Below are 14,605 nucleotides of genomic sequence, written 5' to 3'. Positions count from 1 at the left end.
CGACGACCGGGAGAACTCATGTCACACCCTGCACCACCAGATACCGCGCACGCGGACACGGAACCGAAACGCTCGCCGCTCCAGGATCGACACGTCGCGCTCGGCGCCGCCTTCACGGACTTCGGCGGCTGGCAGATGCCGGTGCGCTACGCATCCGACCTCGCCGAGCACCACGCGGTGCGGCAGGCAGCAGGCCTGTTCGACATCTCGCACATGGCCGAGTTCCTGGTCACGGGAGAGCCCAGCGGCGCGTTCCTCGACTACGCCCTCTCGGGCGATCACTCGGGCATGCGGGTGGGGAAGGCCAAGTACTCGCTCGTCCTCACCGAAGACGGCGGCATCGTCGACGACGTCATTGTCTACCGCACCGCTGAGGATCGGTACCTTGTCATCGCCAACGCAGGCAACCGGGATGCCGTGGCCGAGGCGCTCCGGCTTCGGGCCGCTCGCGCGCCAGTGGCGGCATCCTTCCTCGCTCCGCGCGAGCGTCGTGAGGGCACCGCGTTCTTCCTTTTCGTTCCGGGTGTGTCTGACACCGCCCAGATCGAGGATGTGACCGACCAGTTGGCGCTTGTGGCGGTCCAAGGGCCAGCCGCGCGGGAGGTCCTCGAGGCGACTCCCGAGATCGGTGAGGTCACTCCGGCGTTCTCTGAGCTCGGGTACTACGCCTGGGCTGCCGGATCCTTCAGCGGAGAGCCCCTCTTCATCGCCCGCACCGGCTACACCGGCGAGGACGGCTTCGAACTGCTCGTGCCCCATCGCGCGGCGGGTGCCCTTTGGGACGCTCTGCTGGCGGCGGGAACGCCGCTGGGGCTCGTTCCGGCGGGGCTGGCGGCGCGCGACACCCTGAGACTGGAGGCGGGAATGCCTCTCTACGGTCACGAGCTCTCGCTCCAGACGACTCCCGCCCAGGCGGGGCTAGGCCGCAGCGTCGCCCACGGCAAACCCGACTTCGTGGGCAAGCGGGCACCGCAGGCCTCGGATGCCGACAGTCGCGTGCTCGTCGGGCTGGTTTCTGAGGGCCGTCGCGCCGGCCGCGCCGGGTATGCGGTCGTCGACCCGGCGGTCGACGGTGCCCCCGTTGTCGGCGAAGTGACCTCGGGAGCGCTGAGCCCCACTCTCGGGCATCCGATCGCCCTGGCCTACGTCGAGCCCGCACTCGCCGCGCCTGGCACCGAGCTGGCGATCGATGTGCGCGGCACGCTCATTCCTGCATCCGTAACGACCCTGCCCTTTTACCGGAGGACGACATGACCGACCTGACGACCCTGAAGTACACCGCCGAACACGAATGGCTGCGCCTGGAGGGCGACGAAGCCGTGATCGGGATCACCGACTACGCCGCCGACAAGCTCGGCGATGTCGTCTTCCTCGAGCTCCCTGGTGTCGGCGACGGCGTATCGGCCGGTCAGGTCTGCGGCGAAATCGAGTCGACCAAGTCGGTCGGTGAGCTGTTCGCGCCCGTCGACGGGGAGGTGCTCGCCGTCAATCACGAGGCGATCGATGACCCGTCGGTCGTGAACTCCGACCCGTTCGGGGCCGGCTGGCTCATGAAGCTCAAGGTCACGCCCGCCGACATCGACGCGCTCCTGGACCGTGACGCGTACGTCGCCCTCACCGGCGGCGCTGCATGACCGTCGGATCTTTCGCCGAGCGCCACATCGGAACCGACGCCACTGCCCAGCGCGCCATGCTCGACGCGCTCGGCTACGAGAGCGTCGATGCTCTCGTCGAGGCGGCGGTTCCGGCATCCATTCATGCCGCGCCGCGGGAGGGATCACGGATTCCGCTCGCCGCGACCGAGGCCGAGGCGCTCGGAGAACTTCGGGAACTCGCCTCGCGCAATCGCGTGTCGCGGTCGCTGATCGGCCTCGGCTACTACGACACGCTCACGCCCGCTGTGATCGCGCGCAATGTCTTCGAGAATCCGTCCTGGTACACCGCCTACACGCCCTACCAGCCCGAGATCTCGCAGGGCAGGCTCGAGGCGCTCATCACCTTCCAAACGATGGTGACCGATCTCACCGGGATGGCGACAGCCGGCGCGTCGATGCTGGACGAATCGACGGCCGTCGTCGAGGGGATGCTGCTGGCTCGCCGCGCCTCGAAGAGCGCGTCGAGCGTGTTTCTCGTCGACGCTGACGCCCTGCCGCAGACGATCGCGCTGCTGCGCCACCGGGCCGAGGCGCTGGGGATCGAGGTCCGGGTCGTGTCCTTCGATGAGCCCGAGGCCGTTCCCGAGGCTTTCGGTGGCTTCATCCAGTACCCCGGGGCGGCGGGCCGAGTCTGGGATCCGAGCGAGGTCATCGCGGCGATCCACGACCACGGCGGACTTGCCGTGGTCGCCGCCGACCTTCTCGCCCTCACGCTGCTGCGCTCGCCCGGCTCACTCGGCGCCGACGTGGCTGTCGGGACGACACAGCGTTTCGGTGTGCCGATGGGCTTCGGCGGACCCCACGCCGGATACCTCGCGGTCCGGGCAGGGCTCGAACGGCAGCTGCCGGGGCGCCTGGTCGGCGTGTCGGTGGATGCCGACGGTCGCCCCGCGTACCGGCTGTCGCTGCAGACGCGTGAGCAGCACATCCGTCGCGAGAAGGCGACCTCGAACATCTGCACCGCCCAGGTGCTGTTGGCCGTCATGGCGGCGATGTATGCCGTTTATCACGGGCCCGAGGGGCTGAAGCGGATCGCTCAGGGCGTGCACGCGAAGACGGCCCTGGTCGCCGGATCGCTTCGTGCGCGCGGCGTCGAGGTGCTGACGGAACACTTCTTCGACACGATCCAGGTGCGGGTCGCGGATGCCGCCGCCGTTGCCTCAGCGGCGGCGGGGCTCGGCATCCTGCTGCGACGCGTGGATGAGACCACGGTCGGGATCTCGATCGATGAGGTCAGCGCTGCCGATCCGTCGATCGAGGCGGATCTGCTCGCGGCGTTCGGTGCTGCGGGCGAGGTCCACGGGGTAGAGACAGCGGCGGACTCTCTCGCCGGCTCGGCCTTCACTTCGCTGGCCGGGGTGCGCATGTACCCCGAGCCGCTCCGCCGCACTGACGCCTACCTCGCTCACGAGGTGTTCCACGCGCACCGGTCTGAGACAGCCATGATGCGATACCTGAAGACGCTCGCCGACCGCGACTACGCGCTTGATCGCGGCATGATTCCGCTGGGTTCGTGCACGATGAAGCTCAACGCCGCTACCGAGATGGCGGCAGTCTCGTGGCCGGAGTTCGCGCGGATGCATCCGTTTGCTCCGGCATCCGATGTCGAGGGATATCTCGAGCTGATCGATCAGCTCGAAGTGTGGCTGGCTGAGGTCACCGGCTACGACGCCGTCTCGATGCAGCCGAACGCGGGGTCCCAGGGCGAGCTCGCGGGCCTGCTCGCGATCCGCGGGTACCACCGCTCGCGGGGCGACGAACAGCGCACGGTATGCCTCATTCCGTCGTCCGCGCACGGCACGAACGCGGCATCCGCGGTGCTCGCCGGGATGCGCGTCGTGGTCGTTGCGTGCGACGAGGCAGGAAACGTCGACCTCGACGATCTGCGCGCCAAGATCGCCGAGCACACCGAGACGCTCGCCGCCCTCATGATCACGTATCCCTCGACGCACGGCGTGTACGAGCACGAGGTGCTGGCGATCACTGCGGCGGTGCACGAGGCCGGCGGTCAGGTCTACGTCGACGGCGCGAACCTCAACGCGCTCGTCGGGTACGCGCGTCTCGGGGACCTGGGCGGCGACGTGTCTCACCTGAACCTGCACAAGACGTTCGCGATCCCCCACGGCGGCGGCGGGCCGGGGGTCGGTCCGGTGGCCGCCAAGGCGCACCTCGCGCCGTTCCTGCCCTCCCATCCGATGGCACAGCAGGACCGGCATCCGTCACTCGCGGATGCCGAGGGCGCGGTGTTCGCCGGGGGGCCGATCTCGGGTGCGCCGTACGGTTCGGCGTCCATCCTGCCGATCTCGTGGGCGTACGTCCGGATGATGGGCGCTGACGGCCTGCGTCAGGCGACAGGCAGTGCGGTCTTGGCGGCGAACTACATCGCGGCCCGCCTGCGTGAGCACTACCCGGTGCTGTACGCGGGGGAGAACGGACTCGTCGCACACGAGTGCATCCTCGACCTGCGGCCCCTGCGGGACGCCACCGGAGTCACGGTGGATGACGTGGCCAAGCGCCTCATCGACTACGGATTCCACGCGCCGACGATGTCGTTTCCCGTTGCGGGGACGCTCATGGTCGAGCCGACCGAGTCCGAGGATCTCGGTGAGCTCGAGCGGTTCATCGAGGCGATGATCGCGATCAAGGCCGAGGCCGATGCTGTCGCTGCGGGGGAGTGGCCTGCTGGCGATAATCCGCTCGTGAATGCTCCGCACACAGCCGAGGCCATCGCGGTCGGCGACTGGCAGCATCCGTATTCGCGCGAGCGAGCGGTGTATCCAGTTCGTTCCTTGGTGCGTTCGAAGTACTGGCCGCCGGTCCGCCGGATCGACCAGGCCTACGGCGACCGCAACCTCGTCTGCGCCTGCCCACCCCCCTCCGCGTTCGCCTAGCCCCGCGCCCTTCGCCGTGAGACGTAACCTGGCGCGGGAAACGTCAGCCCGCCTCACGCGCGGGGTTCCGTCTCGGGCGGTGTGAGTGAGACGTGAGGGTGGCGAGCATGGCGGGTACGGGTGGCCGGATGCGGCGCACGCCGCTTGCCTCGAGCGTTCGTCGCAGGGGCTCGGCGCGCATGGCGTCGTTCCAGTCCCAGCGCGCGAAGCCGCGCAGGTGGCGACGTAGGCGGTCTTCGCGGCGCTTCTCAGCGGCAAGGTCCGCGGGGGTGCGGTACTTGCCGTATCCGTCGGACTCTCCGGCGATGTCGGAGCGCGGCCAATAGAAGTCGCAACGGTCGTTCTGCCCTTCGAAGTGGAACGGGTGCTGGAGCTCAGGTTCCTCGTACCCCAGCCAGCCGATGACCGCGCGGCTGACCGATTCGCCGACGCTCTCGGAGCGTGGATCGGCGTGTTCAATGGCCCATGCGCATCGGCGGCGGTGACGGCGATCCACCTGCAGCAAGAAGGCGTCACGAATCTCCGCGATGGTGCACAGACCGAGTTGACGCTTGCCGATCGTCGCGTCCACGGCCGCCAAGCCCCACGCGGGCGGAAGGGCGCGGGCCAGGGCGACCGCGGTGTCAGCCGGAGCAGTAAGCAGGAGGCCCCCTGTCTCCACGAAACGCGACGTCGTGAGGCTCGCGTGTCGAACGACATCGCCTACCCGGTGCGAGCGCGTCGCCTGGCCATCCAAGAGATGGATGTCGCGAGGTTCACCGAATATCGGCTGACCCCAGAGGGCAGCGGCAGACTCACGGCAGAACAACGCGTCCGGTCGGAGCAGCGCGACGGCGTGGACGCGTGCGAGGTAGCGATCCCACGGCGCGAGAGCACGCCAGGCCGCCGCATCCGCCCATACGCCGTGTCGTACGGGCACCAGCGTGCGGTCATCACGCGGTCGAGCTGTTGGCGCGGCATCCGATGCAACGTGAAGGACAACGGGACTCGGAGCAATCGCGAGCTTGGGTGGCATCCTTCATCGTCGGCAGTTCCCCACCTACCCATTCCGGGCAACGCCCCCATCGGTGGACAACCCTCACGCCCCTCTTCCCGTGGAGGATCCCCGCTCCCGGCCACCCCGCTCCGTGAGACGTGCACTCGCGCGAGGGACGTGCCCCCGTGCGTCGCGCCAGGCTGTGTCTCACGGCATCAGCGGCGGGCGAGGCTAAAAGACGCCGGGGAAGAGGGTTACCGCGAGGGGGTAGCCGATGAAGGCGACGATGTCGATGAGGGTGTGGGCGATCACGAGGGGCATGACCCGGCCCCACCGGCGGTAGCACCAGCCGAAGACGATACCCATCGCGAAGTTGCCGACGATCGCACCGAAGCCCTGGTACGCGTGATAGGCGGCGCGAAGACCGGCGGTCGTCAGGATGATCGCCCACCAATTCCAGCCGAACCGGCGGAGGCGATCGAACAGGTACCCCAGAAAGATGACCTCTTCGGTCAGCCCTGCCCGTAGCGCCGCCAGCATCAGTAGCGGCACGGTCCACCACGCGGCATCCAGCGGCGACGCGCTCACCTGCAGCGTGATCCCGAGTGCGCGGCCGGCGACGTACAGGGCGAGTCCCGGGATGCCGATCGCGGCGCCGAGCAGGAGAGCGCGGCCGATATCGCCACCGAAACGTGAGAAGTCCAGACCGATGCGCCGCAGGGCGTTGGACCCGGGCTCCCAGAGCAGGTAGACGACCAGTGCGACCAGAGCCAGCCCGAAGAAGATGTTCAAGAACTGGTAGAGCGCGTTCCACAGCGCCTCGGCGTCCCGATTCGGGTTGAGCTGGGTCTGCTGCTGCGCGAGAGTCTGGTTCTCTTGAGCGGCCCGGATGAGCGACCGTATGAACGACAGGATGCTGTACAACGCCGACTGGCCGACGGTGATCGCTAGGACGATCCAGACTTCCCACGTCAAGCGCGTACGTGTTTGCCCGTCAACGGGCGAAACGTTCAGCACTTCGCTCACAACGGGAGGCCGCTTCGGGGGGTGCACCTTGTCAGATTGCCACATGCAACTCCCGCCGAGTTAAGGGTATGTAACTTTTCGGCCTCAGGTTTTGAACAACTCACAGCGCGCGCTTAGGGTTTTTCCATCCGTGCCGGGGTCACCCATGCCCACGGCACATGACCCCTTGCACAGGAGGAAATGTGACTCACAGGACGTGGCGCAAGCGCGTGCTGGCGGGGCTCGCGGTTGTCGCCGCCGGTTCGCTAGCGCTCGCCGGATGCGCGAGCGACGACTCGAACGGGGGTGGCGGCGACAACACGACAGCCGTCATCCGCACGAACGGCAGCGAGCCCCAGAACCCGCTTATCCCGACGAACACGAACGAGACCGGCGGCGGCAAGATCATCGACTCTCTGTTCGCCGGGCTTCAGTACTATGACGCGGATGGCAACCCCGTGCTTGACATGGCGGAGTCGATTACGACCGACGACCCGCAGCACCTCACGGTGAAGGTCAAGGAGGGACAGAAGTTCACGAACGGTGAGGACGTTACCGCCGACAGCTTCATTGACGCCTGGAACTACGGTGCCCTCGCATCAAACGGGCAACTCAACAGCTACTTCTTCGAAGACATCGAGGGCTTCAGCTACGACGAGGACTCGGAGCTCACGGGCCTGGAGAAGGTCGATGACTACACCTTCACGATCGCGCTGAACAAGCCCGCTTCGGACTTCGCGCTGCGCCTCGGCTACTCCGCGTTCTACCCGCTTCCCCAGGTGGCGTATGAGGACATGGATGCGTTCGGTGAGAGCCCGATCGGTAACGGCCCCTACAAGCTGGCCAGTGATGACGCGTGGCAGCACGACGTGCAGATCGATCTCGTCACCAACGAGGACTATAAGGGCGGTCGCGCGCCGGTCAACGGCGGCTTGACCTTCGTCTTCTACGCGAGCCAGGACGCGGCATACGCCGACCTGCAGGGTGGCAACGTTGACGTCATCGACGGCATCCCGGCGTCCGCCCTTGCGACCTTCGAGTCCGACCTCGGCGAGCGCGCAGTCAACCAGCCCGCCGCGATCTTCCAATCCTTCACAATTCCCGAGACCCTCGAGCACTTCTCAGGGGAGGAGGGTCAGCTGCGCCGCCAGGCGCTCTCGATGGCGATCAACCGCGAAGAGATCACCGACACGATCTTCCAGGGCACTCGCACGCCCGCGAGTGATTTCACGTCGCCGGTCATCGCTGGCTGGTCAGACTCGCTCGAAGGTGCGGATGTTCTCGACTACAACCCCGAGAAGGCTCAGGAACTGTGGGCCCAGGCCGACGCGATCTCGCCGTGGTCGGGCACGTTCCAGATCGGCTACAACTCCGACGGTGGCCACCAGGAGTGGGTCGACGCTGTTGTGAACTCCATCAAGAACACGCTGGGAATCGACGCTTCGGGCAACCCGTTCGTTGACTTCGCGTCGTTCCGCAGCGCGGTCACCGACAGGACGATCGGTACGGCGTTCCGCACCGGTTGGCAGGCCGACTACCCCGGTCTGTACAACTTCCTCGGCCCGCTCTATGCGACCAACGCGAGCTCGAACGACGGCGACTACTCAAACCCCGAGTTTGACGCGCTACTTGCTGAGGGCATTTCGTCCACCGATCCGGAGACGCAGAACGCGGACTTCCAGGAGGCGCAGGAGATCCTCCTTGTCGACCTTCCCGCAATTCCCCTCTGGTACTCGAACGTTGACGGCGGTTGGGCGACCACCGTCGACAACGTTCAGTTCGGCTGGAACTCGGTTCCGCTCTACTACGAGATCAGCAAGTCGTAGGCTAGTTGATCGCACCCGCGAGGCGGTGACGATACGTCACCGCCTCGCGGCCTGTTGTTTTCAGACATACCCTGCTGTCGCACGCTAGCCGGACGACGCGGCCGCGGTGGACGCCGCCACAACGACGTCACCCCGCCAGAGGAGAGGGCGAATGCTCTACTACATCACCAGACGCCTCCTGCAGCTGATCCCGGTCTTCTTCGGGGCGACGCTGCTGATCTACTTCCTCGTCTTCGCTATGCCGGGCGATCCGATCCTGGCGTTGTTTGGCGACAGGACTCCGGCCCCGGCGGTTCTGGAGCAGATTCGGGATCAGTACCACCTGAACGATCCGTTCATCGTGCAGTACTTCTACTACATGGTCGGGATCTTCCAGGGGGACATGGGGGTGACCTTCTCAGGACAGTCGGTCAACGACGTGCTCGCCCGGACGCTTCCTGTCACCGCTCGGCTCGCGATCATGGCAATCGCTATCGAGTTCGTGCTCGCGGTCATCATCGGCACCATCTCGGCGCTGCGCAAGGGCAAGATCTTCGACAACGTCTCACTTGTCATTGCGTTGGTTTTCGTCGCCATCCCCATCTTCGTGCTCGCGTTCGTGGCCCAATACCTCTTCGCGCTTCAGCTCGGGTGGTTCCGGCCCACAGTGGGAAGTCAGAACGACTGGAACGACCTCTGGCTACCGGCGATTGTGCTCGGAGTCAGCCTCTACGCCACAAGCATGAGACTCATGCGCGGCTCGGCGATCGACACGCTCAACCAGGACTGGGTGCGTACCGCCTACAGCAAGGGTTTGTCGCGTCGCCGGGTCATTCCCGTCCACGTGATGCGTAACTCCCTCATCCCAGTGATCACGAACACGGCGACCGACTTCGGTGTTCTGCTCGTGGGGGCTACCGTTACCGAAGCGATCTTCAACATTCCTGGTGTCGGCAACACGCTCTACCACGCGACACTTCAGCATGAGGGACCCACTGTCGTGTCCTTTGTCACGGTGTTCGTAATCATCTACGTCCTGGTGAATCTCGTCATCGATCTTCTCTACGGTCTGCTCGACCCAAGGATCCGCTATGTCAAGTAAATCCCCGTCCCCGGTGCATTACGTCGCCCCAATCGATGACGCTCGGGTCGAGCCCGACGCGGTCCGCGTCCCCGAGAAGCCCAGCAATCTGTGGACGGACGCCTGGCGCGATCTGCGACGACGCCCCGTGTTCTGGATAACGATGGCCGTCGTGTTCATCGTCGTCCTCATGGCGCTGTGGCCGACCTTGTTCACGCAGACCCCGCCGAACAACGACTGTCAGCTCGCCAACAGCAACGGCGGTCCGGCTCCCGGCCATCCCCTGGGGTTCACCTTCCAGGGGTGTGACGTCTACGCGCGCATCGTCTGGGGGCGCGTACATCGCTTGCTGTCGGAGTGATCGCCACGGCGATCGGCTCGTTCATCGGTCTCGTGATGGGAGCGTTCGCCGGCTACTACGGCGGCTGGCTCGACTCGCTCCTGTCTCGTATCGGAGACATCTTCTTCTCGATTCCCTACATCCTGGCCGCTGTGGTTGTCATGAGCGTGTTCGCCGACTTCCGCAACGTCTTCACCCTTGCGCTGGCGATCGGCGGATTCGCCTGGGCTGCGACCGCACGCATTGTCCGTTCCGAGGTCCTCCAGGTGCGCCAGTCCGACTTCGTCATGGCCTCGCAGGCGCTCGGGATGTCGAAGTTCGCGGTACTTGTTCGTCACGTGATCCCGAACTCGATCGCGCCCCTTCTCGTCGTGTCGACACTGAGCCTCGCGCTCGCGATCGTCGCCGAAGCGACCCTTGCCTTCCTCGGTGTCGGCCTCGGGGCGGACACGATGTCGTGGGGCAAGGACATCAGCGAGGCGGGCACCTCGATCCGGGTCGCGCCTATGGCCCTGATCTGGCCGTCGATCGCGCTGACGCTTACGGTTCTCGCCTTCATCATCCTGGGCGAGCTCATCCGAGATGCCCTTGACCCGAGAGCGAGGGCGAGCCGATGACTGAGCCGCTGTTGCGCATTCGCGACCTCAAAGTGGCATTCGAAGCGAATCGCCAGAGCCGAGAAGTTCTCCATGGAGTGAATCTGGAGGTCTACCCCGGGCAGACCGTGGCAATCGTAGGCGAGTCGGGATCGGGCAAGTCGACGACGGCTTCAGCGATCATCGGGCTCTTGCCGGGAACTGGCCGTGTCACGGGCGGGTCGATCACGCTCGGCGACCGTGACCTCACGAGCCTCACTGCCCGCCAAATGGAATCGGTACGAGGGCGCAGCATCGGTTACGTGCCGCAGGATCCGATGTCGAACCTGAACCCGGTATGGAGTATCGGCTTTCAGGTGAAGGAAGCGATCCGAGCGAACGGCATTGCCACCGGACGCAAAGAGGTGGAGGCGCGGGCGATCGAAGTCCTGGAGCAGGCGGGGCTCGCGGATGCGAGCAAGCGACTGCACCAGTTCCCGCACCAGTTCTCCGGTGGGATGCGCCAGCGCGCGTTGATCGGGATCGGTCTCGCTGCTGATCCCCAACTACTGATCGCTGACGAGCCCACCTCAGCTCTCGACGTCACCGTGCAGCGCGTGATCCTCGATCACATGGAGAGCCTGACCCGAGAAAAGGGCACGGCGGTGCTCTTGATCACCCACGACCTCGGCCTGGCGGCAGAGCGTGCCTCCACGATCGTGGTGATGCGCAACGGTGACGTCGTCGAATCCGGTCCCAGCCGCGAGATCCTGCAAAACCCCGTGCATCCGTACACGAAGAGGCTCGTGGCGGCTGCGCCCTCGATCGCGTCTCAGCGCATCCAGAGTCAGCACATGCGCGAGAGGATCGTGGTGGATGCGGGGACGCAATCGGCGCCTCCCGCCGTGCGGGTGCGTTCTCTCACGAAGGACTACAAGATCCGCACGGGTGGTTTCCGCGGCGAGCCGTTCCGCGCTGTGGATGACGTGTCATTCGACATCCCCGGGGGCAAGACTCTGGCTCTGGTCGGCGAGTCAGGTTCGGGTAAGTCGACCGTCGCGAAGATGGTCCTGAAGCTTGAGACTCCGACCTCGGGATCGATCGAGATCGACGGACAGGACATCGACAGCCTCTCGGGCAAGGAGGTGTTCGCCTTGCGCCGACGGATGCAGCCGGTGTTCCAGGATCCGTACGGTTCGCTCGACCCGCTCCGAAACGTCGGGAACACGATCGCCGAGCCCCTCGACATCCATCGCATCGGATCACGTCAATCACGACGGGAGCGAGTCAGGGAGCTCTTGGACCAGGTGTCGCTTCCGCAGGAACTGGCGTCGCGCTACCCCAATGAGCTATCGGGAGGTCAGCGTCAGCGTGTCGCGATCGCACGAGCACTTGCCCTCAAACCCGATGTCGTCGTGCTCGATGAAGCCGTTTCCGCGCTGGATGTGCTCGTGCAGGAGCAGATCCTCACGCTACTGGCGGATCTGCAGGCTGAACTGGGTTTGACGTATCTGTTCATCACACACGACCTGGCAGTGGTGCGTGTCGTCGCCGACCTCGTCTGCGTGATGGAGAAAGGCAAGGTCGTCGAGCAGGGGACCGTGGACGACATCTTCACTAGTCCGCAGAAGGAGTACACGCGCAGGCTCCTGGACGCCATCCCCGGAGCTGACATTCCGCTCGGAGCCGGCAGCTGAGGGCAGGCGTCATGGATACCGGCGGCACAGGATCCACATACCGTTCCGTGTTCGGCATCGTGGTGGCATTGATCGCTACCGCCGCTGCCGCGGCAATCCTCTTCGATGCCGCAGTCCGCGGGGGCTGGAGCGTTCTTGGTCGTGCGCTGCCCTCGGCTCTCCTGGTGATGTGGCTGCTGTGGGTAGGTCTTGGCGCGTCCTCCGTGCGGGTTGGGCGGGATGGGGTGCGGGTGCAGAACATGCTTCGACGCACGCGCGCGAGCTGGGGTGCTGTCGAGGAGATCGGAGCGCGGTGGCAACTGCGATTCGTGCTCGTCGGCGGACGGCGGGTCGAGTGCCTTGCTGCGCCAGTGCGGACGAAACCGCGCGGTAGGCCCACCCCGGCCGATCGAGATCTTGAGAGCATCCGTGAGCTGTGGGATCAAGAGCGCGGCTCATCGGTGGTCATCGAGCGGTCCTGGGATCTCCCGATGGTCGTGGCGGGCCTGATCATCCTCGTCTGGACACTGCTGGCGGCCCTTGTGATCCCTGCATGATCGCGACGACGACTGCCCGCTCAGCTGCCCGCAAGCGCTCCTGAGATATCCTGGGATGCGCCGGCATCCCGGCCGCCTCCCCACCCGCAAGGATTCCCTCATGGCGCATGCCCTCCGTTCGGACCTCCGAAACGTCGCGATCGTCGCGCACGTCGACCACGGCAAGACCACGCTGGTGGATGCGATGCTGCGCCAGACCGGCTCGTTCGGCGAGCACGCGCACGTGGAAGAGCGCGCGATGGACTCGAACGACCTCGAGCGCGAAAAGGGCATCACGATCCTCGCGAAGAACACCGCGATCACCTACAACGGCGTCCACACCGAGGTCCCCGTGACGATCAACGTGATCGACACGCCAGGGCACGCCGACTTCGGGGGAGAGGTCGAGCGCGGGCTGTCGATGGTCGACGGCGTCGTGTTGCTGGTGGATGCGTCCGAGGGGCCGCTTCCGCAGACGAGGTTCGTGCTGCGCAAGGCGCTGGAGGCGAAGCTCCCCGTCATCCTGCTCGTCAACAAGACGGATAGGCCGGATGCTCGCATCGCCGAGGTCGAGGAAGAGTCGCACGACCTGCTGCTGGGCCTCGCGTCTGACATGCACGAGGACGTCCCGGACCTCGACGTCGACGCTCTCTTGGACGTGCCGGTCGTCTACGCCTCAGGTCGCGCCGGCGCTGCCTCGCGGAACCGCCCCGAGAACGGGTCGCTCCCCGACAACGACGACCTCGAGCCGCTGTTCGAGGCGATCCTCGAGCATGTTCCGGCGCCGTCGTACGACGACGAAGCGCCGCTGCAGGCATGGGTGACGAACCTCGACTCGAGCCCGTTCCTCGGTCGTCTGGCGCTGCTGCGGGTCTTCAACGGGACCCTCAAGAAGGGCCAGACCGTCGCCTGGGTGCGTCACGACGGTTCCCACTCGAACGCGCGCATCACCGAGCTGCTCAAGACCCGTGCGCTCGAGCGCTATCCCGCCGAGTCAGCAGGACCCGGTGACATCGTCGCGATCGCGGGGATCGAAGAGATCACGATCGGCGAGACGATCGCCGACCCCGAGGACGTCCGACCGCTGCCGGCGATCACCGTCGACGACCCCGCTATCTCGATGACGATCGGCACGAACACCTCGCCGCTTGTCGGCAAGGTCAAGGGCCACAAGGTCACGGCACGCATGGTGAAGGACCGCCTGGACCGCGAGCTCATCGGCAACGTCTCCATCAAGGTCGTCGACATCGGGCGGCCGGATGCCTGGGAGGTGCAGGGACGCGGTGAACTGGCGCTTGCCATCCTCGTCGAGAACATGCGCCGCGAGGGCTTCGAGCTGACCGTCGGCAAGCCCCAGGTCGTCACCCGGAAGGGGCCGAACGGGCAGACGCAGGAGCCCTTCGAGCACCTCACGATCGATGCGCCCGAGGAGTATCTCGGCGCGATCACGCAGCTGCTTGCCGCGCGCAAGGGCCGCATGGAGACGATGGTCAACCACGGCACCGGCTGGGTGCGGATGGAGTTCGTCGTGCCCTCACGTGGACTCATCGGCTTCCGCACCGAATTCCTCTCGATCACGCGCGGCACCGGGATCGCCAACGCGATCTCGCACGGCTACGACGACTGGGCCGGGCACATCGTCGCTCGCCAGAACGGTTCGATCGTGGCCGACCGTGCTGGCGTCGTCACTCCGTTCGCGATGATGGCGCTGCAGGAGCGCATGAGCTTCTTCGTGCAGCCCACCGAAGAGGTCTACGAGGGCATGGTCGTCGGCGAGAACACCCGCGCCGACGACATGGACGTCAACATCACCAAGGAGAAGAAGCTCACCAACATGCGCTCCTCCACGGCCGACACGTTCGAGTCCATGACTCCGCCGCGCCTGCTCTCCCTGGAGGAGAGCCTGGAGTTCGCGCGCGAAGACGAGTGCGTTGAGGTGACCCCCGAAAAGGTGCGCATCCGCAAGGTCGTCCTGGATGCCACCGAGCGTGGTCGCGCTGCATCGCGCCTGAAGCGGCAGGACGCCAACGCCTGACCGGCGTCGCCCACGGGTCGACTCGACCGC

10 protein-coding genes and 1 pseudogene are annotated in these 14,605 nt (G+C 66.0%); 9 read left to right on the top strand and 2 right to left on the bottom strand.

The genetic code is table 11. From position 1 onward, the window contains the following. Positions 1-18 precede the first annotated feature (18 nt). From MICSW_RS10115 to gcvP, 3 genes are read left to right on the top strand one after another with little or no spacing between them, the layout of a single operon-like run. Positions 19-1,254 carry a glycine cleavage system aminomethyltransferase GcvT gene (locus MICSW_RS10115; protein ID WP_228177084.1) on the top strand — a complete coding sequence of 412 codons (1,236 nt, stop codon included), beginning with the start codon at positions 19-21 and terminating at the stop codon, positions 1,252-1,254. After that, positions 1,251-1,634, top strand: coding sequence for a glycine cleavage system protein GcvH (gene gcvH, locus MICSW_RS10110; RefSeq protein ID WP_228177085.1), 384 nt, complete (start codon positions 1,251-1,253; stop codon positions 1,632-1,634). The genes MICSW_RS10115 and gcvH overlap by 4 nt, the downstream gene beginning before the upstream one ends. Further along, positions 1,631-4,546 carry an aminomethyl-transferring glycine dehydrogenase gene (gcvP, locus tag MICSW_RS10105; RefSeq protein WP_464495575.1) on the top strand — a complete coding sequence of 972 codons (2,916 nt, stop codon included), beginning with the start codon at positions 1,631-1,633 and terminating at the stop codon, positions 4,544-4,546. Before gcvH ends, gcvP begins: the two co-directional genes overlap by 4 nt. Before the next feature lie 43 nt (positions 4,547-4,589). Here the strand turns inward: gcvP and MICSW_RS10100 are convergent, their stop codons facing one another. Together MICSW_RS10100 and MICSW_RS10095 are read right to left on the bottom strand one after the other, a co-directional pair. Then, positions 4,590-5,561 (bottom strand): hypothetical protein, encoded by a 972-nt coding sequence (locus MICSW_RS10100; protein WP_464495573.1) that lies wholly within the window; start codon positions 5,559-5,561, stop codon positions 4,590-4,592. A gap of 192 nt (positions 5,562-5,753) precedes the next feature. Then, a complete protein-coding gene (locus tag MICSW_RS10095; RefSeq protein WP_464495571.1) occupies positions 5,754-6,593 on the bottom strand; it encodes a CPBP family intramembrane glutamic endopeptidase in 840 nt (279 codons plus the stop codon). A 137-nt stretch (positions 6,594-6,730) separates the two neighbouring features. On the opposite strand from MICSW_RS10095, the gene MICSW_RS10090 reads away from it, so the two are divergent. From MICSW_RS10090 to typA, 6 genes and pseudogenes are all read left to right on the top strand, one after another. After that, positions 6,731-8,353, top strand: a complete 1,623-nt coding sequence (locus MICSW_RS10090) for a peptide ABC transporter substrate-binding protein (RefSeq protein WP_464495569.1) — start codon at positions 6,731-6,733, stop codon at positions 8,351-8,353. A 151-nt stretch (positions 8,354-8,504) separates the two neighbouring features. Then, entirely contained in the window at positions 8,505-9,434 is a 930-nt protein-coding gene (locus tag MICSW_RS10085; protein WP_464495567.1) for an ABC transporter permease, read from the top strand. Continuing rightward, positions 9,424-10,370: pseudogene (locus tag MICSW_RS10080) on the top strand (ABC transporter permease). Before MICSW_RS10085 ends, MICSW_RS10080 begins: the two are co-directional and overlap by 11 nt. Beyond that, a complete protein-coding gene (locus MICSW_RS10075) occupies positions 10,367-12,025 on the top strand; it encodes a dipeptide ABC transporter ATP-binding protein (protein WP_464495565.1) in 1,659 nt (552 codons plus the stop codon). Before MICSW_RS10080 ends, MICSW_RS10075 begins: the two are co-directional and overlap by 4 nt. A gap of 47 nt (positions 12,026-12,072) precedes the next feature. Beyond that, complete coding sequence (locus MICSW_RS10070; protein WP_464495564.1) at positions 12,073-12,561, top strand: hypothetical protein; 489 nt, start codon at positions 12,073-12,075, stop codon at positions 12,559-12,561. A gap of 100 nt (positions 12,562-12,661) precedes the next feature. Then, positions 12,662-14,575: a translational GTPase TypA gene (gene typA / locus MICSW_RS10065; protein ID WP_464495562.1), complete on the top strand. Its 1,914-nt coding sequence runs from the start codon at positions 12,662-12,664 to the stop codon at positions 14,573-14,575. Positions 14,576-14,605 lie beyond the last annotated feature (30 nt).

It is taken from the genome of Microbacterium sp. SW12 (assembly GCF_055391095.1).
Note: the sequence above shows the minus strand (reverse complement) of the source record. Positions and strands in the feature narration are given on the sequence as shown.

Coding starts and splice junctions, on each gene's coding strand:
- MICSW_RS10115 (WP_228177084.1), top strand. CDS start 19: ATGTCACACCCTGCACCACCAGATACCGCGCACGCGGACACGGAACCG.
- gcvH (WP_228177085.1), top strand. CDS start 1,251: ATGACCGACCTGACGACCCTGAAGTACACCGCCGAACACGAATGGCTG.
- gcvP (WP_464495575.1), top strand. CDS start 1,631: ATGACCGTCGGATCTTTCGCCGAGCGCCACATCGGAACCGACGCCACT.
- MICSW_RS10100 (WP_464495573.1), bottom strand. CDS start 5,561: ATGCCACCCAAGCTCGCGATTGCTCCGAGTCCCGTTGTCCTTCACGTT.
- MICSW_RS10095 (WP_464495571.1), bottom strand. CDS start 6,593: ATGTGGCAATCTGACAAGGTGCACCCCCCGAAGCGGCCTCCCGTTGTG.
- MICSW_RS10085 (WP_464495567.1), top strand. CDS start 8,505: ATGCTCTACTACATCACCAGACGCCTCCTGCAGCTGATCCCGGTCTTC.
- MICSW_RS10075 (WP_464495565.1), top strand. CDS start 10,367: ATGACTGAGCCGCTGTTGCGCATTCGCGACCTCAAAGTGGCATTCGAA.
- typA (WP_464495562.1), top strand. CDS start 12,662: ATGGCGCATGCCCTCCGTTCGGACCTCCGAAACGTCGCGATCGTCGCG.